Annotated in this window: 22 protein-coding genes; 6 read left to right on the top strand and 16 right to left on the bottom strand. The window is 64.4% G+C overall.

Annotation, left to right across the window (positions count from 1 at the left end):
• Nucleotides 1–17: 17 nt before the first annotated feature.
• From IVA80_RS11795 to IVA80_RS11785, 3 genes are all read right to left on the bottom strand, one after another.
• Entirely contained in the window at nt 18–1,718 is a 1,701-nt protein-coding gene (locus tag IVA80_RS11795) for a fatty acyl-AMP ligase (RefSeq protein WP_247429468.1), read from the bottom strand.
• Nucleotides 1,719–1,744: 26 nt separating this feature from the next.
• Nucleotides 1,745–1,999, bottom strand: a complete 255-nt coding sequence (locus tag IVA80_RS11790) for an acyl carrier protein (RefSeq protein ID WP_247429466.1) — start codon at nt 1,997–1,999, stop codon at nt 1,745–1,747.
• 288 nt (nt 2,000–2,287) lie between these two features.
• The gene (locus IVA80_RS11785) at nt 2,288–3,070 is read right to left on the bottom strand and encodes a L,D-transpeptidase (RefSeq protein ID WP_247429463.1); all 783 of its coding nucleotides are present in this window, start codon (nt 3,068–3,070) and stop codon (nt 2,288–2,290) included.
• Nucleotides 3,071–3,395: 325 nt separating this feature from the next.
• Here IVA80_RS11785 and IVA80_RS11780 point away from each other — a divergent pair, with 325 nt between their 5' ends.
• Nucleotides 3,396–3,719 (top strand): hypothetical protein, encoded by a 324-nt coding sequence (locus tag IVA80_RS11780; protein ID WP_247429461.1) that lies wholly within the window; start codon nt 3,396–3,398, stop codon nt 3,717–3,719.
• 112 nt (nt 3,720–3,831) lie between these two features.
• Here IVA80_RS11780 and IVA80_RS11775 read toward each other — a convergent pair whose 3' ends face one another.
• A complete protein-coding gene (locus IVA80_RS11775; protein ID WP_247429459.1) occupies nt 3,832–4,593 on the bottom strand; it encodes an ABC transporter permease in 762 nt (253 codons plus the stop codon).
• Complete coding sequence (locus IVA80_RS11770; RefSeq protein ID WP_247429455.1) at nt 4,590–5,513, bottom strand: ABC transporter ATP-binding protein; 924 nt, start codon at nt 5,511–5,513, stop codon at nt 4,590–4,592. The genes IVA80_RS11775 and IVA80_RS11770 overlap by 4 nt, the downstream gene beginning before the upstream one ends.
• Nucleotides 5,514–5,801: 288 nt before the next feature.
• On the opposite strand from IVA80_RS11770, the gene IVA80_RS11765 reads away from it, so the two are divergent.
• Nucleotides 5,802–6,521, top strand: coding sequence for a hypothetical protein (locus IVA80_RS11765; RefSeq protein WP_247429453.1), 720 nt, complete (start codon nt 5,802–5,804; stop codon nt 6,519–6,521).
• Here IVA80_RS11765 and IVA80_RS11760 read toward each other — a convergent pair.
• Nucleotides 6,518–7,696 carry a cytochrome P450 gene (locus IVA80_RS11760; RefSeq protein WP_247429451.1) on the bottom strand — a complete coding sequence of 393 codons (1,179 nt, stop codon included), beginning with the start codon at nt 7,694–7,696 and terminating at the stop codon, nt 6,518–6,520. The genes IVA80_RS11765 and IVA80_RS11760 overlap by 4 nt on opposite strands.
• A gap of 16 nt (nt 7,697–7,712) precedes the next feature.
• Nucleotides 7,713–8,921 carry an ABC transporter substrate-binding protein gene (locus IVA80_RS11755; RefSeq protein ID WP_247429449.1) on the bottom strand — a complete coding sequence of 403 codons (1,209 nt, stop codon included), beginning with the start codon at nt 8,919–8,921 and terminating at the stop codon, nt 7,713–7,715.
• A 159-nt stretch (nt 8,922–9,080) separates the two neighbouring features.
• Here IVA80_RS11755 and IVA80_RS11750 point away from each other — a divergent pair, with 159 nt between their 5' ends.
• Together IVA80_RS11750 and IVA80_RS11745 are read left to right on the top strand one after the other, a co-directional pair.
• On the top strand, nt 9,081–9,503 hold the full coding sequence (locus IVA80_RS11750) for a MarR family transcriptional regulator (RefSeq protein ID WP_247429447.1): 423 nt from the start codon (nt 9,081–9,083) through the stop codon (nt 9,501–9,503).
• 357 nt (nt 9,504–9,860) lie between these two features.
• The gene (locus IVA80_RS11745) at nt 9,861–10,802 is read left to right on the top strand and encodes a LysM peptidoglycan-binding domain-containing protein (RefSeq protein WP_247429444.1); all 942 of its coding nucleotides are present in this window, start codon (nt 9,861–9,863) and stop codon (nt 10,800–10,802) included.
• 330 nt (nt 10,803–11,132) lie between these two features.
• Here the strand turns inward: IVA80_RS11745 and IVA80_RS11740 are convergent, their stop codons facing one another.
• The 5 genes from IVA80_RS11740 to IVA80_RS11720 form a co-directional block, all read right to left on the bottom strand.
• Nucleotides 11,133–11,363 (bottom strand): hypothetical protein, encoded by a 231-nt coding sequence (locus tag IVA80_RS11740; protein WP_247429442.1) that lies wholly within the window; start codon nt 11,361–11,363, stop codon nt 11,133–11,135.
• Nucleotides 11,364–11,392: 29 nt separating this feature from the next.
• Nucleotides 11,393–11,710: a hypothetical protein gene (locus tag IVA80_RS11735; protein WP_247429440.1), complete on the bottom strand. Its 318-nt coding sequence runs from the start codon at nt 11,708–11,710 to the stop codon at nt 11,393–11,395.
• 115 nt (nt 11,711–11,825) lie between these two features.
• Complete coding sequence (locus IVA80_RS11730; protein ID WP_247429438.1) at nt 11,826–12,281, bottom strand: Hsp20 family protein; 456 nt, start codon at nt 12,279–12,281, stop codon at nt 11,826–11,828.
• A gap of 282 nt (nt 12,282–12,563) precedes the next feature.
• Nucleotides 12,564–13,637 (bottom strand): tartrate dehydrogenase, encoded by a 1,074-nt coding sequence (locus tag IVA80_RS11725; RefSeq protein ID WP_247429435.1) that lies wholly within the window; start codon nt 13,635–13,637, stop codon nt 12,564–12,566.
• 20 nt (nt 13,638–13,657) lie between these two features.
• Entirely contained in the window at nt 13,658–14,956 is a 1,299-nt protein-coding gene (locus IVA80_RS11720) for an MFS transporter (protein WP_247429431.1), read from the bottom strand.
• Nucleotides 14,957–15,111: 155 nt separating this feature from the next.
• On the opposite strand from IVA80_RS11720, the gene IVA80_RS11715 reads away from it, so the two are divergent.
• Both IVA80_RS11715 and IVA80_RS11710 read left to right on the top strand, forming a co-directional pair.
• Nucleotides 15,112–16,029 (top strand): LysR substrate-binding domain-containing protein, encoded by a 918-nt coding sequence (locus tag IVA80_RS11715; RefSeq protein ID WP_247429429.1) that lies wholly within the window; start codon nt 15,112–15,114, stop codon nt 16,027–16,029.
• A gap of 38 nt (nt 16,030–16,067) precedes the next feature.
• On the top strand, nt 16,068–16,892 hold the full coding sequence (locus IVA80_RS11710; RefSeq protein ID WP_247429427.1) for an aspartate dehydrogenase: 825 nt from the start codon (nt 16,068–16,070) through the stop codon (nt 16,890–16,892).
• A gap of 3 nt (nt 16,893–16,895) precedes the next feature.
• On the opposite strand, the gene IVA80_RS11705 is transcribed toward IVA80_RS11710, so the two are convergent.
• The 4 genes from IVA80_RS11705 to IVA80_RS11690 all read right to left on the bottom strand — a co-directional run bounded on the left by IVA80_RS11705 (nt 16,896) and on the right by IVA80_RS11690 (nt 20,611).
• The gene (locus IVA80_RS11705; protein ID WP_247429425.1) at nt 16,896–18,197 is read right to left on the bottom strand and encodes a sorbosone dehydrogenase family protein; all 1,302 of its coding nucleotides are present in this window, start codon (nt 18,195–18,197) and stop codon (nt 16,896–16,898) included.
• Between the two features lie 227 nt (nt 18,198–18,424).
• Nucleotides 18,425–18,634 (bottom strand): hypothetical protein, encoded by a 210-nt coding sequence (locus tag IVA80_RS11700; protein WP_247429423.1) that lies wholly within the window; start codon nt 18,632–18,634, stop codon nt 18,425–18,427.
• A gap of 292 nt (nt 18,635–18,926) precedes the next feature.
• Nucleotides 18,927–19,553 (bottom strand): isoprenylcysteine carboxylmethyltransferase family protein, encoded by a 627-nt coding sequence (locus IVA80_RS11695; protein ID WP_247429421.1) that lies wholly within the window; start codon nt 19,551–19,553, stop codon nt 18,927–18,929.
• A 26-nt stretch (nt 19,554–19,579) separates the two neighbouring features.
• On the bottom strand, nt 19,580–20,611 hold the full coding sequence (locus tag IVA80_RS11690; protein WP_247429419.1) for an NAD-dependent epimerase/dehydratase family protein: 1,032 nt from the start codon (nt 20,609–20,611) through the stop codon (nt 19,580–19,582).
• Between the last annotated feature and the right edge of the window lie 13 nt (nt 20,612–20,624).

Below are 20,624 nucleotides of genomic sequence, written 5' to 3'. Positions count from 1 at the left end.
GGCTCAAGCTATCCGGTTCAAGCTATCTCTTGGAAACTGCCGTCGAGCCAGAGCCTGCGCGCCAGCTTGCGCTGAGTCTTGCCGCTGGTGGTCTTCGGCAGCGCGCCGGGACGGATCAGCGCGATGTGGCGAGCCGAGAGCTCGTGGCTGTCTGCGACGGCCTCTCGGATCCGGCCCTGGATCTCGGCAACGTCGATCGTGTGACGCGCGGTGCGCTCGACCTCCTGAACGATGACCAGCGTCTCCTCGCCGCTTTCGTCCGGTACCGAGAACACCGCGCCGCAGTTTTCGCGCAAGGCTCCGTCGAGCGATTGCACCGTGCGCTCGATGTCCTGCGGATAATGGTTGATGCCGCGGATGATGATGAGGTCCTTGATCCGCCCGGTGACGAACAATTCGCCGTCGGCATCAAGGAAGCCGAGATCGCCGGTGCGCAGCCATGGATCGTCTTCGCCCGCGATCCCCGCGTTGAGCCCATCGCGTGTGGCCTCTTCATTGCGCCAATAGGCGCGAGCGATGTGGGCGCCGCTGACCCAGATCTCGCCGACGCTGTCGGCCGGCAGGCGCCTGCGGCTTTCCGGGTCTACGATCGCGATCTGCTCGCCGGCGAGTGCGCGGCCGCAGCCGACCACTGTCTGCGTATCGTCCGCATTGGAAGGCCCCTCCGCCACATGCCCCTGGAGTGCCTTGCGGCTGACATTGCGCGTGACGTGACCGTCACCGCGCTTGCCGCCGGAAATCAGGAGTGTCGCCTCGGCCATGCCGTACGCCGGATACATCGCGCGCGGATCGAAGCCGTGGGCTGCGAATGTCGCGATGAACCGTTCGATGGTTTCCGCTCGGACCGGCTCGGCGCCGTTGAGCGCGATTTTGACCGAGGACAGGTCGATGCCGTCCAACTGGTCGGAACGGCAGCGGCTGACGCAGAGATCGAAGCCGAAATTCGGACCGCACGCGACTTCTGCGCGATAATGCGAGATCGCGCGCAGCCATCCGAGCGGCCGCTGCATGAACGCGTTCGGCGCCATCAGCACGCAGGTCGCCCCGACATAGAGCGTCTGCAGCGCGTTCAGGATCAGCCCCATGTCGTGATAGAGCGGCACCCAGTTCACGTAGGTCGATTGCCTGGTGTTGCCGAGCGCGAGGCGGATCATCTCGAGATTGGCGAGCAGGTTGGCGTGGCTCACCATCACGCCCTTGGGTTCGGACGTCGAGCCGGAGGTGTATTGCAGGAAGGCGATGTCGTCCGGGGCCGGCTCGGGCAGATCGACTATCGCGCCGCTACCGGCGGTCAGATCGACCTCGATCCAGCGGATGTCCTCCTGCGCAAAGCGCGCCTGCAAATCACCGCGCAGAGCGAAGGCGGAAGTGGTCAGCGCCACTGCCGGCGTACAATTGGCCTGGATTGCCGCGCTGGCATCGCGGGCGCTGTTTCGCCGCGGCATCATCATCGGCACGGCGATGATGCCGGCCATCAGGCAGCCGAAGAACGCCACCACGAATTCGAGCCCGGGCGGAAACACCAGGATGGCGCGGTCCCCACGCCGCGCGGTCGCTGCCAGGCGGGCGGCGAGCGCGGTTGCCGCGTCATGCAATTGGCGGAAGCTGAGGACAGCTTCCTCCGCCCCGCGATCGGAGACGAAGATATAGGCGCGATCGTCGCCCTGGTCCGCGGCGCGCCGGGCCAGGAGCGCGACGAGCGAGCGGAAGGTGTCCATTTGGGTTGCGCCGGCTTCAGCCGCCCTCAGGCAGCGGAGGGAATGGCGCGCTTGTCGGCGAGAAATCGCGACAGCGCCTCGACGGTCGGATGATCGTAAAAGTCGTCCGTCGACAGTTCGAGGTCGAGCTTCTCCTCAAGTTCCATCATGAGGTAGACGAGCATCGCCGAATCGAGGCCGAGGCGGTTGAATTTCGTATCGGGGTCGACCCGATCCCTCGAGATTCGCAGGATGTTGGCCAGAGCGGTAATGCAGAAATCCGAAATCTGCTCGCGTGTCATGTCATTTCCCAGAAACAATTGGAATGACAATACGGACGACCCCCAGGTTGTCAATTTGGCTGAAGCGCCGCAGCGTTGAAGGTTGGAGACTGTTGCTTTCCTGCGTCGTTTTGCTGCTCAAATGATGCACAGACTGACGCAATTCCCCGCGGTCGACAGCGTCGGCCACTGCCAACACAGCATCCGTTCGATTCGCGCATCGCGCAAAGGGGACCGAAGCCGCCAGGCCTCAGGGCCTGGCGTGGTAAGAGCGGAAGGGGCGGGCGATAACGCCGCGTTCAGGTCGCGTCAGTTCTGGTAATAGCCGCGCGGCTGATAATACTGGCGGGGCTGTTGCTGCTGATAGTAATAGCCCTGCTGGCCATAGCCCTGGTCGTAGGACGGCTGCGGCTGCGGCTGCGGCGGATAAACCTGCGTACCGTAGATGCGGTTGGTGCGCGGCGCGGGATAGCGCGCGCCGGTGTCGCTGCCGTCAGCCGGATAGATGTAGTTGTCGTCCTGCGGCATGTAGCGGCGGGCGGGCTGCGTCGGCGGTGTCAGGTTCACGGGATCGCCTGACGTAGCGTACTGCTCTTCGGCAGGCTGCGGCGCGCGGGCCACTGCTGTGGGGTTGCGGCCACGCGGATTGCGGGCCAGCGCCACCTGGGCCGAGCCGGTCAGCGTCACCGTGGTGTTGAGCACGCCCTGCTGTTGCACCAGCGCGTAGAGCGTCGTGGCATTCTGGCGCGACAGCCGCACGCAGCCATGCGAGGCGGGCGAGCCGAGCCGGCCGACCGAATCGGTGCCGTGGATGGCGTGCCCGACCTTGGTGAAGAAGATCGCGTGCGGCATCGGCGCGTCGTCGAATTCCTTGGAGTAGTGATCCTCTTCCATGCGGAAGGTGCGGAATGCGCCGTTCGGTGTTTCGCGCGAGGGAATGCCGGTCGATACCGGCCAATGATAGCGCGCCACGCCGTCGACCGCGACGGTCATCTGCTGATTGTCCTTGTCGATGGTGATCTCGACCTTGGCCTGCGCGGTGCCCGCGCTCAAAAGCATCAACGAGGAAAAAGCGATTAAAAAAGAACGCATCTGGAAACGCATTTGAATCCTGGCTCCGGCCTGTCCACGCTAGGCGCTGCGGCTCTCCGTCCCCCGGCGTGCAATATGCCTGCATCCGGCTTTCGTTCCAGCGGCCTGCCCGCCCATCGTTAACGTGATGCCCGGCGTAAGCAAGGCCGCCTTGTGCCGCGCCACGCGTGGTGGCGCTGACATTTTCGCGAGTGGACACGCGTTCACAACGCCGACAATTCGTCACAAAGGCGCAACCATTCGGCCGCTTCAGGCGTTGATCGTGGCCACCCTCGACAGGCGGCTTTGGCCGCCCTTTACCCCTTTACTTCCCTTGGGATCGAAGATGAACAAAGCCCGTATCGCCGCCGCGCAATTGCCGGCCGGTTTGCCCGTCCGCCTGCTGTTCGCAGCCGCCGCCATCCTGCTCGCGCTGTTGTCGCTGCCGCAAGCCGGCCACGCTCAGGGCATCGTGCGCGGCGCCCAGGAAGGCTCCTATGAAGGCAACCGGATCGCCGGCCCCGTGGGCGGCGCGGTTGGAGGTGTCGTTGGTGCTGGCGTCGGCGGCGCCGTCGGTGCAGTCGAAGGTGTGCTCGGCATTCCCCACCGTGGTCACCGCCGCTGCCGCGGTTACTATGACGGCTACAACCGCTTCCACTGCTATCGGTGATGTCATTCCGGGGCGCGACGAAGTCGCGAACCCGGAATCCATTCATCCACCAGCTCTGCCGTCCGATGGATTCCGGGCTCGCGCTACGCGCGCCCCGGAATGACGGCGAGGGTCAGTTCTTCAGCCGATAGCCCGTGCGGAAAATCCACCAGATCACGATCAGGCAGATCACCAGGAACGCCAGCGTCATGCCGATGCTGACGGCGACGCTGACATCCGCGATTTCGTAGAAGCTCCAGCGGAAGCCCGAGATCAGATAGACGACCGGGTTGAGCAGCGCCACCGTGCGCCAGGTGGGTGGCAGCATGTCGATGGAATAGAAGCTGCCGCCGAGGAAGGTCAGCGGCGTCACCACCAGCATCGGGATCATCTGAAGCTTTTCGAACCCGTCGGCCCAGATCCCGATGACGAAGCCGAACAGGCTGAATGTTACCGCCGTCAACATCAGGAAGGTCAGCATCCAGATAGGATGGTGGATGTGCAGTGGCACAAAGAGACCGGCCGTTGCCAGAATGATAAGGCCCAGAATGATCGACTTGGTCGCGGCGGCGCCGACATAGCCGAGCACGATCTCGAAAGAGGAGATCGGCGCCGACAGGATTTCGTAGATCGTGCCGGTGAATTTCGGGAAGTAGATGCCGAACGAGGCGTTGGCGATGCTCTGCGTCAGCACCGACAGCATGATCAGGCCCGGCACGATGAAGGTGCCGTAGCTGACACCCTCGACCTGGCTGATGCGCGAGCCGATTGCAGCGCCGAACACCACGAAATAGAGCGAGGTCGAGACCACAGGCGAGACGATGCTTTGCAGCAGCGTGCGCCAGGTGCGCGCCATTTCGAACAGATAGATGGCACGGACAGCGCGGTAGTTCATGACGTCCTCACGAGGTCGACGAAGATGTCCTCGAGCGACGATTGCGTCGTATCGAGATCGTTGAAGCGGATGCCGGCGCTGCGCAAATCGCTGAGCAGGCTGGTGATGCCGGTGCGATCGCCCTTGGTATCGTAGTCGTAGACCAGCGTTGCGCCGCCATCGCAGAGGTCGAGCTCGTAATGACTAAGGCTGTCCGGCAGCGTCGTGATCTTGCCCTGCAGATGCAGCGTCAGCCGCTTCTTGCCGAGCTTCTCCATCAACGTCGCCTTGTCCTCGACCAGCACGATCTCGCCCTTGTTGATGACGCCGATGCGGTCGGCCATCTCCTCGGCTTCCTCGATGTAGTGCGTGGTCAGGATGATGGTGACGCCGGATTGCTGGAGGGTGCGAACCACCTCCCACATGCCCTTGCGCAGCTCGACGTCGACGCCGGCGGTCGGCTCGTCCAGGAACAGGATCTGCGGCTCGTGCGACAGCGCCTTGGCGATCATCACACGGCGTTTCATGCCGCCGGAAAGGGTGATGATCTTGTTGTCCTTCTTGTCCCACAGCGAGAGGTCCTTCAGCACCTTCTCGATATGGGCCGGGTTCTTCGGCTTGCCGAACAGGCCGCGGGAGAAGCTCACCGTCGCCCACACGCTCTCGAAGGCATCGGTGTGCAATTCCTGCGGCACGAGGCCGATCAGCGAGCGCGCCTTGCGGTAGGAGGCCTGAATGTTCTCGCCGCCGACCAGGACCTTGCCTTCGCTGGGATTGGCGATGCCGCAGATGATCGAGATCAACGTGGTCTTGCCCGCGCCGTTCGGCCCGAGCAGCGCAAATATCTCGCCGCGCTTGATGTCGAGACTGACGTTCTTGAGCGCCTTGAAGCCGGACCCATAGGTCTTCGACAAATTGGCGACGGAAATGATGGAGGACATGATGGCCGCAAATCTGAGGGGCAAATACTGGGGAGGGAAGGCTGGAACCGGCCCGGCAGGGCGGTCAGCGGAGCCCTGAAATAGGAATGCTCTTGCCCGGCCGCAATTGGCTGGAGAAAAATGGTCTCAAAACGGGCCCTTTGGTGGCAGGTTTCGGGCAAGTGTTGCGCGATGGTCACGGGCCGCGGCTAAGATTGCCGCTCACGCGCCTCTTGGTTGCGTCTGTGAGCACGCCGTGGCTACGATTCCGCTCAATCGCAAAGCGTATTATCCTCAGGGAAAAGATCGATGAGACCGAACGGTCGTCACACCGCCGGCGCCAGCCGGTTGTCCGCCATCCGCGTGTGGGCGATCTGCCTGCTCCTGCTGTCAGCTGTTGCCATCAACCCGACCATCGCCAGAGCGGCGCCAAGCCAGGCCGCGGCCGCGACCACGCATGTCTACCTGCTCCGCGGCGTGCTCAACATCTTCTCGCTCGGGCTTGATACGATCGGCGCCCGGCTCCAGGCCCAGGGCATCCCGGTGACCGTCGCCAACTTCGTGTCCTGGTCCTCGCTCGCGGATGAAGCGGCGACCGCCTACAGGGCCGGCCGCATCAAGACCATTGTTCTGGTCGGCCACTCCTCGGGCGCGACCGCGCTGCCGGATATGATCGCCAAGCTCAACCAGCTCGGCGTTCCCGTGAAGCTCGCGATCGGCCTCGATTCCGTCTTCAAGACCAAGCTGTCGACCGGCGCCGAACGCTACATCAACATCTATATCGGCGACGGTCCCGGTGAGCCGGTGCGGGCCGCGACTGGCCTGCGCGGCAAGCTCGACAATGTCGACGTCCGCGGCACGGGCGTCGGCCACATCTCGATCGACAAGAACGAGGCGATCCAGCGCCGCGTCATCGCCGAGATCGACGCCGCCATCATGCGCTCGCGCGCACCGGCTGCTCCGGTCGCCGAACCCGGCGCGCCGCGTCAGGCGCGCTCGGCGGCCGCCACGGCGCCGGCAAGGAACTAGGCAGCCGCCACCCGCACCGGCATGCTCTCCAGCCCGCGCAGGGAATTGTTGAGCTTGCGCCGGGGCTCCGCTGTGAGCTCGATGGTCTTCACGCGCCTTGCGAGCTCGCTGAAGATCAATTCGCCTTCGAGACGTGCGATCATCTGGCCGACACAGGCGTGAATGCCGGCGCCGAAGCCGACATGGCCGGTCGCGAGCCGCTCGACGTCGAAGCGATCGGGTCTGTCCCACCGCGCCGGATCGCGATTGGCGGAGGCCATGAACAGCAGCACCTTGCGGTGCGCCGGGATCACGCCGCCGCCGATCTCGACGTCGCGCGAGGTGGTGCGAAAGAACGTCTGCACCGGGGAATCGTAGCGCAGGCCTTCCTCGAAAGTGTTGCGCGCCAGCTCCGGCTTGTGGTGCAGCTTGCGGTATTCGTCCGGATGCGTGGCGAGCGCGAGCAGGGTGTTGCCGATGCCGTTGACGGTGGTGTCGATCCCGGCAGTGAGGAACGGCCGCACCAGATGGGTTGCTTCGTGCTCGCTGATCTCGCCGTCGTCGGCAGCCTGGTAAATCATCATGCCGAGCCCGTCAGGTCGCAACGCATCTCGCGCACAACATTCCATGATCCAGCTTTGAGCGGCGAGACCTTCCTTCCGTGAAGCCGCCAGCATCTCGTTCTCCGGGCCAAAGCTGTCGAACACGAACGTGCTCCAGGCCAGCAGCTTCTCGCGGCCATCGGGCCGGATGCCGATCGCATCCGGAAAGACCTTCATCGGGTAGGCTTCGGCAAGATCGGTCACGGCATCGAACGTGCCTCTGTCGATCAGCTCCGAGACCTTCTTCTCCGCCTCCTGCTGAAACGTTTCGCGCAGTCGCCGTGCGACGCCCGGGGACAGCGTGCGGCCGAGGACGCGGCGGCCCTTGTCGTGGTCGGGAGGATCGATCTGGAGCGTCAGCGGCTTTGGCAAGGCCGGGTTCATGCCGTGGAGCCCGACACCCTCGCCGCTGATGAACGTCTTCCAGTCCTTCAGGGCCGGCTCGACTTCGGCATGGCCCGCCATCGCCCACACGCCGTAGCGCTCCAATGCGAACGCAGGCCCGAGCGCGCGCAGCGCCTCATAAGCAGGGTAGGGGTCCATCAGGAAGTCAGGCGCAAACGGGTCGGCCGGACTGGATGCAATGCCGCTCATGGTCAGCTCCCGTCGGCTATTGCTTGGTCAGCGGGCACTGGCCTTCGCTCTCGGAGCGGAACGCATCCTCGCCCTTGATCGTGGCGACGACCTTCAGCAGATCCCAGGTCGAATTCGACTCCTCGGGGGCCTTCACCTGTAAGAGGTAGAGCGGGTGGATCTTGCGTCCGTCCTTGCGGATATAGCCTTTGCCGAACAGCGCATCGTCGGTGGACATTTCCTTCATCGCGGCGACCACGGCCTTGCCGTCCTTGGCGCCGCCGAGCTTGTCGACCGCCTTGAGATAGTGAATGACCGAGGCATAGACTCCGGCCTGCATGTCGTTTGGATAAGCCTTCGACGGAATGCGCTCGGCGAACCGCTTGGCGAAAGCGCGCGTGCCGTCGTTCAGGTCCCAGTAAAACGGGTTCATGATCTGCGCGCCCTGCGCAAACTTCAGCCCGAGCGCGGGAAGGCCGTTCATGCCCAGGATCAATCCGACCAGCTTGTGGTCCTTGGTCAGACCGAACTCGGCGGCCTGCTTCATCGACGTGATGGTATCGTCACCGGCATTGGCGAAGCCGACGACGTTCGCACCCGACGCCTGCGCCTGGAGCAGGAACGAGGCGTAATCGGCCGTTCCCAGCGGATGCCGGACACTGCCGAGCACCTCGCCGCCGGATGCCTTGACGGCCTCCGCCGCCTGTTTCTCCAGATCGTGACCGAAGGCGTAATCGGCGGTGATGAAGAACCACTTCTTGCCGCCCTGCTGGACGATCGCCTTGCCGAGGCCGCGCCCGTAGGCATAAGTGTCGTAGGTCCAGTGCACGGTGTTCGGCGTGCATTTTTCGCCGGTCAGCAGCACCGTGCCAGCGCCCGATCCGACGAAGACCTTGTTCTTCTCGGCGCTCATGCCGGCCACCGCAAGCGCGATCGACGAGTTCGGAATGTCGAAGATCGCATCGACGCCGTCGTTCTCGTACCAGCGCCGCGCGATGCCGATCCCGATATCCGTCTTGTTCTGGTGATCCGCCGCAACGACCTCGACGGGCTTGCCGGCGACCTTTCCGCCGAAATCCTCAACGGCCATCTTGGCAGCAACGACGGAGCCGATGCCCTGATAGCTCGCGAACGGACCCGACTGGTCGTTCAAGATGCCGATCTTTACCACGTCCTGGGCGAATGCCGGCGCCGCGGACAGCATTGCGGACAAAATGCACAATTTATGCAGGAATTTGCTGTTCATAGTCTCCCTCCCATAAGCGGTCTTGCTGCCGCTGAATAATAGTTATATTTTATATCTATTTTCGGGAGAGTCAATTCGGCGGACGTTTGGCCGCCGCGGTTTGAGGATCATGAACCCGTGAGACCCGCAGGGAAGTCCGGTCAGCAGCCGGATAAATCGTTGAATTTACGGGCGCTCCAGCGCACGCCGGGTTTCATGTTGCGGCTTGCGCAGCTGAAATTCTTCGAGGGCTTTTACGAAGAGTTCGCCGCATTGGGCGTGACGCCCGCGACCTATGCGATCTTCGCCGTCATCCGCGACAATCCCGGCGTTCCGCCGAGCAGCCTTGCAAGCCTGCTCCGGTTGCGCCTGCCCAACCTGATCAAGATCCTGAACGAGCTCGAGTCGTCGGGCTTCATCAAACGCAACCGCTCGAAGTCGGATCGCCGCGCCGTCGAGCTCATGCTCACGCCAAAGGGCGCAAAGCTCATCCACGAGGCAGCAAGGCTGACGGAGCCGTACAACAAGAAGATGCTCGTTCCGCTCAGCGAGGCCGAGCAGCGCACCTTGCTTGATTTGCTGAACCGGATTCTGCCGCTTTAGCTTGGGGCAGCAGCTGCACTGATCTCTCGACAAAAGCTTCTCGTCTTTGCGGCCAGTGCGGACAGCTCTGCAGCGACAAACTCGATGAACACGCGTACTGCCGGGACCGGGCCGCGGCGCCGCGAAAACACGGCGCGAAGCTGATGCACCGCGGCGCGATGATCAGGCAGGAGGATAACAAGGCGGCCGTCGGGCGAGGAGGGCAAGGCTGTTCAGAGGCTGCTGCCGCGCCCTCGGTGCCTCCGGCCGGATGCTGGTCCTGCGCAGGGGCCGCCTCCGTGCCCCAAAAACCACCCAATCGGTGGTCACTAAGCCCGCGGGGAGGGCTTTGCCTCCCGTGGCGGGACTGCTGGACTGATGCTTGATCCAAGGCGAATTGTGGTGCTGGCAGCGATTGCGCTGCTCGCCTCAAGCACCGGCGTGGCCGTTGCCTCACCTGCCAAGCCGAAACGTCCCGCGGTCGCGACCGCCGCGCCGCCGCCTCCCGCTCCGCCCGTCGAGCCGCTGCCGCCGCCGAAAATCTACCTGTTCCGTGGCGCCATGGGGCCGATCTTCTCGACCGGCATGGACCGGCTCGGCGAGAAGCTGACGCAGGCCGGCTTCTCGGCCGACGTCTATGAATTCACCATCTGCCGATGGATCGGCGATCGCGCCATCTCCAGCTACAAGGAAACCCCGGCGCCGATCGTTCTGATCGGCCATTCCATGGGCGGGCTGTGCTCGATCGTCATCTCCGAGATGGCGGCCAAGGAGAATATTCCGATCAGCCTTGTCATCGCCATCGACCCCGCGCATGCGACCGGCGACGTGCCGCTCAATGTCGAGCGGTTCATCAACATCTTCCTCTCGGACAGCGTGCTCGGCGGCGGCAACGTCGTGGCCGTGCCCGGCTATCGCGGCCATTATGCGAGCTACGACCTCAAGGAGAACTCGCGGGTCAGCCACATCAATATCGAGAAGTCGGACGACATCCATCGCCAGATCGTCGAGATGGTGACGCAGCTGCCGCGCATCCCCGCGCAGAGCCAAGCTGATGCAGTACCGCTGCGCTACCTCGTGCCGGCGAATACGCTGGTGGAATTGTGGGATAGTGGCGTGCGGGTGCCGGTGCGCCGGGGCGACACCATGGAAAGCATCGCCGCCGCCAATCGCGTGCCGCTGTGGTCGCTCGCTCAGAGCAACTCACTGCCGGAGAACGCAACGCTCACCCCCGGCCAAACCGTCATCGTCCCGCGTCACCTGACGCCGCCCGAGCCGGCGGCAGCGATGGTGACGCCGGCAACGCCGAGCCGGCGGTAGGCGCTCGGGCGCCGACATCTGCCGGACCCCAAGCGCCATCCGGTGCCCCGTGTTGTCATTCACGCATCCGGTGCCGCCGCGCCCATATTGACGCTGGCGGCGCCAAGGATGACTGCACCATGGCCGAAGCCTGGCTCGCCGCTTGAGAGGGCGCGGCGAGAAGCATCAGAAAGAGCGCCCTCTCAGCCGCATATTTGGCTGCGGGCCGGTGATTTTCCGACCCGCGCATGACAAGGCGCCCTTCCGTCGTGCAGAGGCGCCACCGCCACGTCCTCCGGCCGGACCTCTTCAAGAACACTTCGAAGGTCGAGAATGTCTCGGGCATTTCGATTATCCGCTTGCTGTCTCTAGCGTGGCTGTCCTCTCGATCCGCCCGACTGGAGATTGAAAGGTCAGGGGAAATGTAGAGGCGGCGAGCTTCTCGATCGCGGACCGTTCTTCTGACAAGCGCCTCTCGATGAACAGCCGCTCGAATTCCGTCAGTTGGGTCTTGAGCAGCCTGTGGTAACGGCTGATGTTGTTGCGGTGCGCGCGCAACTGGGCCAGTTCTTCGTCAATCATCGTCCTCATCCCATCGTATGGTCGGCTGCCTAGGCTGCGAGGCCGGTTCGAGAGATGGACCTCGTACGAGCCGGCTTGCCGCCCGGAGGTCCCTTCGGATGGTTGTCCAGTGTCGCGAGCGCTTCCAGGATCTCGTCGATAGTGACGGTTCGGTCCGAACCGGGCAGTTCTCTCAACACCGGATTTGAGGCAACACTGGCTGCGTCCGAAGCCCACGATGCGAGGATCGCCCGCTTCTCTTTGGTCGACAGAGTTGGATCCTGGACGACGTCGCGGGGATGATCGTAGACAGAACCGGGGTGCAATATCGCGTTCAGGTCGATGATGTTGTCGGCACGGTCAATCATGAGAGGTCCTCCTTCTCCTTTCGCTAGAAACCTCTGGTCTGCATTCGGGTACGAAAGGCACGGGTCGCTCCCGCCCGGCGACCGGGCGGGAAGCACCAAGCCTTCGACCGACCGTTCAGGCGGCTTTGCCCTCGAGCTGGTGCACGTTGCCGGTCGGCGCGCCATTGATGGCAATTCGCCGCGGCTTCATGGCTTCAGGAATTTCGCGGAACAGTTCGATCTTCAGCAGACCGTTCTCGAAAGCGGCGCTCTTCACTTGCACGTAATCGGCAAGGTTGAATTGCCGCTTGAAGGGCTGTGCGGAAATGCCCCGATAGAGATATTCGCGTTCGGTCTTGTCCGTCTTGTTGCCCTCGACGATCACCGCGTTCTGCTCGGCGATCACCGAGATCTCGTCGGGCGAGAAGCCCGCAATCGCAAGCGAAATCTGGTAGCGATCCTCGCTGACGCGTTCGATGTTGTAGGGGGGATAATTGTCTTCGCCGGCACGCTGTGCGGTTTCAACGAGGTCGAAAAGGCGATCGAAGCCAATGGTCGAACGCCAAAGGGGAGAGAAGTCGTAAGTGCGCATAGCCAGATCCTCCAAAGAGCAAAATGGATACGAGCGACACCGGACACGACCGGTGCCCGTCTCAATTTTCCCGACCCATCAGGCGTCGGGAGCACCACCTCTCGGCAGCAGCGGAAAAATAAAAAAAGCCCGTTTTGGTTTCAAGAGGGGGATGCAAAAATTTTGAAGTCGTTGGCGGTTCAGCCCGCCGCCCGCTCGCTCCAGTCCATCATCGTCGCGCGCCACCCGAGGCGGCCGGAGTCCGGCGCTGCCATGGCAACGCCAGGCCGTCCGCGCTCTTTTCTAGACGTTCGCCCCGTGGATCGCGTCGATCACGGCCTCGGTGACTTCCTTCGTCGTCGCCGTGCCGCCGACGTCCGGCGTCAGCACGCCGGCCGCGCAGACGCGCTCGACCGCCGCCATCAGCCGCATCGCGGCATCCTTCTCGCCGAGATGCTCGAGCATCTGGGCGCCGGTCCAGAACGTCGCGACCGGATTGGCGATGCCCTTGCCGGTGATGTCGAAGGCCGAGCCGTGGATCGGCTCGAACATCGAGGGAAAGCGGCGCTGCGGATCGATGTTGCCGGTCGGCGCCACCCCGAGGCTGCCGGCGAGCGCGCCGGCAAGATCGGAGAGGATGTCGGCGTGGAGGTTGGTCGCAACGATCGTGTCGAGGCTCTTCGGATGCAGCGTCATGCGCACAGTCATGGCGTCGACCAGCATCTTGTCCCAGCTCACATCGGCGAATTCGGTCGCGACCTCGGCTGCGATCTCGTCCCACATCACCATGCCATGGCGCTGCGCGTTCGACTTCGTCACCACGGTCAGGAATTTGCGCGGACGCGACTGCGCGAGCTTGAACGCATAGCGCATGATCCGCGTCACGCCGACGCGGGTGAACACCGCGACTTCCGTGCCGACCTCCTCGGGAAGGCCCTTGTGGGCGCGGCCGCCCATGCCGGCATATTCGCCTTCCGAGTTCTCGCGCACGATCACCCAGTCGAGATCGCCGATGCCGACATTGCGCAGCGGCGAGGCGACGCCGGGCAGGATCTTGGTCGGCCGCACATTGGCGTATTGGTCAAAACCCTGGCAGATCGGCAGGCGCAGGCCCCACAGGGTGATGTGATCGGGCACGTCGGGCGCGCCGACCGCGCCGAAATAGATCGCGTCGAACTTCCTCAATTCGTTGAGGCCGTCAGCCGGCATCATGACGCCGTGCTTCTTGTAATAGTCCGAGCCCCAGTCGAAGGTTTTGATGGTGAAGGCGAGATCGCCGCTGCGCTTGGCCAGCGCCTCCAGCACGCGGATACCGGCCGAGATCACCTCGGGCCCGATCCCGTCGGCGGGGATTGCTGCAATCGAATGGGTACGCATGGAAGGCTCCGTTTCAGATATCAGTGGAATTGTGTGACGGGTTCGACGGGCGCAGTCTTCGCGCGCGACAATAGCAGGGTCAGGACCGCGGAGAGAACAAGCAGGCCGGCGACGAAGTAGAGCCCGCCGATGAAGCTGCCGGTCTGGTCCTTGACCCAGCCGATCATGGCGGGGCCGACGAAGCCGCCGAGATTGCCGATCGAGTTGATGGTGGCGATGCCGGCTGCGGCCGCGGGACCGGACAGGAATAGCGTCGGCATGCTCCACAGCGGCGGCTTTGCCGAGGAGATGCCGATGTTCACGAGCGCCAGCGCGACCAGCACGGCGACGACGCCGGTCGCAAGACCGGCAAAGGCGAGCCCAGTTGCGGCGATCAGGCACGCCCACACGACGTGCCAGGCGCGCTCGCCGGTGCGGTCCGAGTGCCGCGCCCACAGGATCATGGCGATGACGGCGGCGGTTGCCGGCAGTGCGTTGAGGAAGCCGACCTGGAGCGAGGACAGGCCGAACTGCTTGATGATCTGCGGCGCCCAGACCCCGAGCGTGTAGAGACCAGCCGAGGTGCCGAAATAGATCAGCGCCAGCGCCAGCACGCGCGGATCGGCGAGCCCGCGCCAGATGCTGTGGCTTGCTGTCGCGGCCTTGCTTGTGGTTTCCACGTTCATGGCCTCGACCAGCCAGCGGCGCTCGTCGTCGGCGAGCCATTTCGCCTTCTCGGGGCGGTCGGTCAGGAATGCGAGCACGACGAAGCCGAGCAGCACGGCGGGCAGCGCCTCCAGCACGAACAGCCATTGCCAGCCCTTGAAGCCGAGCAGGCCGTCCATCTCCAGCAGCGCGCCGGAGACCGGCGAGCCCAGCACGGTCGAGAGCGGCGCCGCCGCCATGAACAGCGCGGTCACCGCGGCGCGCTGGCGCGCGGGGAACCAGTAGGAGAGATAGAGGATGATGCCGGGAAAGAAGCCGGCTTCGGCGACGCCGAGCAGGAAGCGCAGCACGTAGAAGCTGGTCGGGCCCTGCACGAAGGCCATCGCGGCCGAGACCATGCCCCAGGTGATCATCACCCGCGCGATCCAGATCCGCGCGCCGACCTTGTGCAGGATGATGTTGGAGGGCACCTCGAACAGGAAATAGCCCCAGAAGAAGATGCCGGCGCCGAAGCCGTAGACGGTGGGCGACAGGCCGATGTCCTTGTTCATCGTCAACGAGGCAAAGCCGATATTGACGCGGTCGATGAAGGCCACGAAGTACAGCAGCATGATGAAGGGAACGATGCGCCAGGTGATCTTGCGCAGCACGCGCGTCTGAATCTCGCTCGCCACCTTGGCCTCCTCGATCTCTTGTTATCGTTGTGCCTGCGGACGGGTAGGTCCACACCGGCAACCAGCCTAGGCGGAGGCGGGAGGTCCACTCAATTGGCGCTGGTTTATACAAAAAAATGATATAATCATCGCGAGGCGAGCCGAGAGGACCTGGAATGGAATTGCATCAGCTTCGATGCTTCGTGGCGGCAGCCGAGCAGTTGCATTTCGGTCGGGCGGCGCAGCATCTCCAGATGCTGCCCTCCGCGCTCGGCCGCCAGATCAGGCTGCTGGAGGAGGACCTCGGCACGCGGCTGTTCGCGCGGACGACGCGGGCGGTGTCGCTGACGGAAGATGGCGCGACGTTATTGCGCGATGCGCGCGCCATCCTCGCCCGGGTCGAGGCGGTCGAGAGCAATCTGCGCAACCGCTCGCGCGCAGGCGCCGCGCGGCGGCTACGGGTTGGCGCCATCGACAGCGCGGCGGCGGGATTGCTGCCGCCGCTGCTGCGCGATTTCCGCGACAAGCATCCGGAGATCGCGGTTCAGCTTCTCGAGGACAAGACTGTTCGGCTGCTGCCAAAGATTTTGACCGGCGCGCTCGATCTCGCCTTCGTCCGCCCGCCGGTTCAGCCGGACAAGCGGCTTGAATTCCGCGACCTGCTCCAGGAGACCGCCATCGTGGCATTCCCGCAGCGGCACGCGTTGGCCAAGCGAAAGTCGATCACGCTGGCGGATATTGCCGACGAAGCGATGCTGGTGCCGGACCGCCGCTCGCGGCCGCACAGCCACGACCTCACGATAAAGCTGTTCGAGCAGGCCGGGCTGATGCCGCGCATCGTGCAGGTCGCCGACGAAAAGCAGACCATCATCAACCTGGTCGCAACGAAGCTCGGGGCCGCGATCGTGCCGCGCTGGACCACGCGGATGGGGGTGTCCGGCGTGCGCTTCGTGCCGCTCCGGCCCAAGCAGAGCGGTCCCGTCGGCCGGCTGCCGCTTGCCGCCGCATGGTTGCGCGGCTCACGCGATCCGTCCCGCGATGCCATGCTGGCGGTGCTCGAGGCGCGCCTGCGCAGCTATGCGCGGGAGGTGTGAGCGGCTATGACATTGGCCCGGCGAGCAGGTGGGATGCGATGACTGCACAGAAAGCTTCGAACGAATTGCGGGTTGCTATCGCAGGCTTCGGCTCGATCGGTACCAAGATCGCGTCCGCGCTCGATCAGGGTATCGAAGGCTTGACACTATCGGCCGTCGCGGTGCGCAATCCCGCAAAGCATCAGGCCTTTATCGGCGGTCTGCGCCGTCCGCCGCAAATCATGCCGATCGACCTGCTCGGCGAAGCCGCCGACATCGTGGTCGAATGCGCGCCGAGCAGCCAGTTGCGCGCGATCGTCGAGCCCGCGGTGAAGCGCGGCAAGGCCGCGGTCGTCGTCAGCGTCGGCGGACTGCTCGACAATTTTGATCTCGTCGACCTCGCTCGCGCCAATGGCGGCCGCATCATCGTGCCGACCGGCGCGTTGATCGGGCTGGACGCCGTCAACGCCGCTGCAATGGGCACCATTCATTCGGTGAAGATGGTGACGCGCAAACCGATTGACGGCTTGAAGGGCGCGCCCTTCATTGTCGAAAACAACATCGACATCGGCAATCTGCGCGAGCCGCTCAAGCTGTTCGAGGGCACCGCACGCGAAGCCGCAAAGGGCTTTCCGGCCAACCTCAACGTCGCAGTGGCGCTGTCGCTCGCGGGCGTCGGGCCCGATCGCACTTCCGTGCAGATCTGGGCCGATCCGACCGTGACGCGCAACGTTCATCGCATCGAGGTCGAGGCGGATTCGGCGCGCTTCTCGATGTCGATCGAGAACATCCCGTCCGAAAATCCCAAGACCGGGATGATCACGGCGCTGTCCGTGATCGCGCTGCTCCGCAAGCAACGCGCCACGCTCTGCGTCGGGACGTGAATCTTACGCTGCGGTGACGCGCCAGATCACGTTTCCGACGTCGTCGGCCATCAGCAGCGACTTGTCGGGACCGATCGCGACGCCGACCGGGCGTCCGTAGGATTCCTTCTCGTCCGGCGCCAGGAAGCCCGACAGGATGTCGCGCGCAGGTCCGGAGGGCTTGCCGTTCTCGAACGGGATGAACACGACCTTGTAGCCGGACAGCGTGCTGCGATTCCACGAGCCGTGCTGGCCGATCACCATGCCGTCGGGGAATCCCGGCAGCGTGCCTGCCGGCATCCAGCACAGGCCAAGCGAAGCGGTGTGGCCGCCGAGCGCGTAGTCCGGCGTCAGCGCCTTGGCCACCATCGCCGGATCTTGCGGGACGCGATCGTCCACCGTCTTGCCCCAGTAGCAATAGGGCCAGCCATAGAAGCCGCCGTCGCGCACCGAGGTCAGATAGTCCGGCGGCGTCTCGTCGCCGAGACCGTCGCGCTCGTTGACGACGGTCCAGAGCACGTTGGTGTTCGGCTCCCAGGCAAGGCCGACGGGATTGCGCAATCCGGCGCCAAAGATGCGATTCGTGCCGGCGGCGAGGTCGAGCTCGTAGACCGCAGCGCGGCCTTGCTCGACCTCCATGCCCATCTCGGCGATGTTGCTGAGCGAGCCGACGCCGGCATAGAGTTTTTTGCCGTCGGGGCTTGCCAGAAGACTGCGCGTCCAGTGACCGTTCGGCTTGAAATTGGTGAGCCGCTTGCCCGGCGCGGTGATGCGGTCGGCGTTCGCGACATAGGGGAAGGCCATCACCCCGTCGGTGTTGCCGACATAGAAGGTATCGCCGACCAGCGCCATGCCGAACGGCTGGCTCAGATTTTCCATGAACGCGCCGCGATACTCGGCGACGCCGTCGCCGTCCTTGTCGCGCAGCAGCGTGATGCGGTTGGCGGAAACGCCGAGCGCCGCGGCGCGCCGCATCGTCGCCTGCATCGCATAGTGAAATACGCTTCTCGGCGCGCCTGCAATCTGCGTCGCCTCCGCGATCAGCACGTCGCCATTCGGCAGCACCTCGATCCAGCGCGGATGGTCGAGTCCGGTCGCGAACGCATTGACCTTGAGCCCGGGGGCGACTGTCGGCTTCTGTCCCTCGCTCCAGCCCTTGGCCGTCGGCATCTTCAACGTCGGGATCGCGCCTTGGGGTTTTGCTTCGGGAATGGAGGGCGTCTGGCCCCAGGCTGGCGCGGGCTTGGTGCCCGACAGCTTCCGCCATTGCAGCGCGATGCCACCGAGGAGCGCAACGAACTGCGCGAAAATGCTGGAAAAAGTCATGGAAAGCCCCTGTCGAACCCTAGGCACAGTCCGACACCGGATCGCTCGAAGCCCCGCGCGGGCTCGGGCCTGATCGTCGACCTCTCCAGATCCACGATGTATGTCGTCGTGCCTCGTTGCGCGCGCATCCAACTGGGTCACGGTAAAAAGGTCAACCGTCGCGGAACTCGACCGACCTCTATTCTCGTGGAATGGCAGCCGGCCAAATTTGCATGGAGAGAGGAAGATCAGCGGCCGATCTGCCGTTCCAGCCGCCGTGCCGCGCGAAAATCATCGAGATGATGGACGTTCGGCGCCAGTGCGGCCTCCCTGGACAGGAGATGATAGACCCGCGCCACCGTGCGCTGCTTCTGCTTCGGCCGCCCAGGCGGCAACGCCCGCGCCTTGCGGACGGCAGCGATCGCGTGCGCGCGAAAATAATCGTATGCGTCCGACATGGCTCGATGCTCTGCGGTCAATGCAGGTGTCGAGGGGGTAACGGACGAGTGGAGGGGCGGTTCCCGACGGGAAGTTCCGCATGCACCGATCTATCCCGTCATCCTGAGGTGCGAACCATGGGGCGGAACGCGCCACAAGGGGAGCCTCGAAGGATGAACGGCCCGGCTGCATCGCGGCCGTGCATCCTTCGAGACTCGGCTCGCGATGCATGCGCATCGCAAACCTCGCAGCTCAGGATGACGGAATTAGCAGCAACGCTGGCAAACAGGCAGTCCGAAAGCAGCGCCCGCCTCAGCGCGGCGACAGGAACGGGATGATCATCGGCACGCGGCGGCAATAGGCGCCGTAGGCGTCTTCGCCGAGCTCCTTGGACAGGAACACCTCTTCCATCCGGCCCTTCTGCCACATCCCGAGCGAGATCAGGATCGCGCCGAGGATTGCGGTCACCGTGCCGACCGCGATGCCGGTCGCGAGCATGCCGGCGATGAGGCCGGTGTAGATCGGATGACGCACGATGCCGTACGGGCCGGTGTCGATGACGCGGTGGTCTTCCTTGTGGGTGATGGTGTTCGACCAGAACTGGCCGAGGTGAAGCCGTCCCCACCAGGTGAAGGAGATGCCGGCGAGCACGATCAGCGCCACGATGTAGACGGCGGTATTGCCGAACACCCAGAGCGGCTTTTCACCCAGCACTTCCGCGGTCCACGGCGTGAACAGGATGCCGCCCACCAGGATCGGGATGCGATAGCGGCCGGACTCCAGCGTCATCACCTGCTTCTGGGTGCGGCCCTGCCAGAACGAGGCGCCGACCCAGCTTGCAAGCCAGGCGAGCCAGATCAGGGCGAGCAATTGCGTCGGCCAGGTCGTGGTCCACCCACCCCAGGCGACAGAGAGAAGCTTGCTGAAATCGAAGGACATAAAGGTTCTTTGCGTTGGGCGGCGGCTCAGCCCGCGCGCGAGGAGAGCGCGTGATGCTTGATGGCGCCGGAGGGCTGCTGGCCGTTGCGGGCGAGAAGATGGGTGATGGTTTCGCGCAGGACCGGTTCGATCGGACGCGGCGCGTAGCCGAGTTCGGTGCACGCCTTTCCGATCGAGAGGTCGCTCGCGGCAAGCGCGATGCGCACGCCCTCGGCGGTGCCGTTGGGCGGCCGGCGCGTGATGTGATCGGAGATGGATTCGAGCATGATCGCGGAGAGTTCGGCGATCCTGCCGGGCACGACGACCGGGAACTGGCGGCGGCCGCTCATCGCGGACATCATCCGCAGGATGTTGCCGAGCGGGACGCAATCGCCGCCGAGGATGTAGCGCTGGCCGATGCGACCGCGCTCCATGGTCAGCACGAGACCCGTCGCGACGTCGCGGACGTCGACGAGATTGACCAGGAAGTTGAGATGCGGCTGCACCTTCTTCTGGAGGAAGTACCACAACATCGCGGTCGGCGGCGTCAGATTGTGGTCGGCGGCACCGATCGGCATGGTGGGCGTGCCGATCACGAGCGGAAAGCCGGCGGCCGCCGCCTTTGCGGCGTGGTGCTCGGCGAGCGACTTCGACCGCGTATAGGCGCCGGGCATCGCATCGGCCGGCTGCAGCGCCTCTTCGGCGGCAACGCCGCCCAGGTCCGAATAGGGGAACAGGATCGATTCGGTCGAGCAGTGCAGGAAACGCGACACGCCGCGCTTCATCGCCGCGGCCAGCACGATCTCGGTGCCGCGGCAATTGACGTCGTGGAAGTCCTGCTTGTTGGCGACCCACATGCCGGGCAGGCCGGCGAGGTGATAGACCTGATCGACACCGGCGATCGCGGCATCGACCGCGGCACCATCCAGCACCGAGCCGTGGACGTGTTCAACGTCCGCGTTCGCCGCCGCCGGCGGACGGACATCGAGAACGCGTACCCGCTGCCCACGGGCGCGGAGCGCTTCTACGAGATGATGTCCAATGAAGCCGCTGCCACCGGTAACCAGTACGAGAGCCATGGAGGAGAGTTTG

The sequence above is a fragment of the Bradyrhizobium sp. 139 genome, from assembly GCF_023074175.1.
Taxonomy (GTDB): domain Bacteria; phylum Pseudomonadota; class Alphaproteobacteria; order Rhizobiales; family Xanthobacteraceae; genus Bradyrhizobium.
The sequence above is the reverse complement of the archived record's forward strand: the minus strand, read 5'-3'. Positions and strand labels throughout refer to the sequence as shown.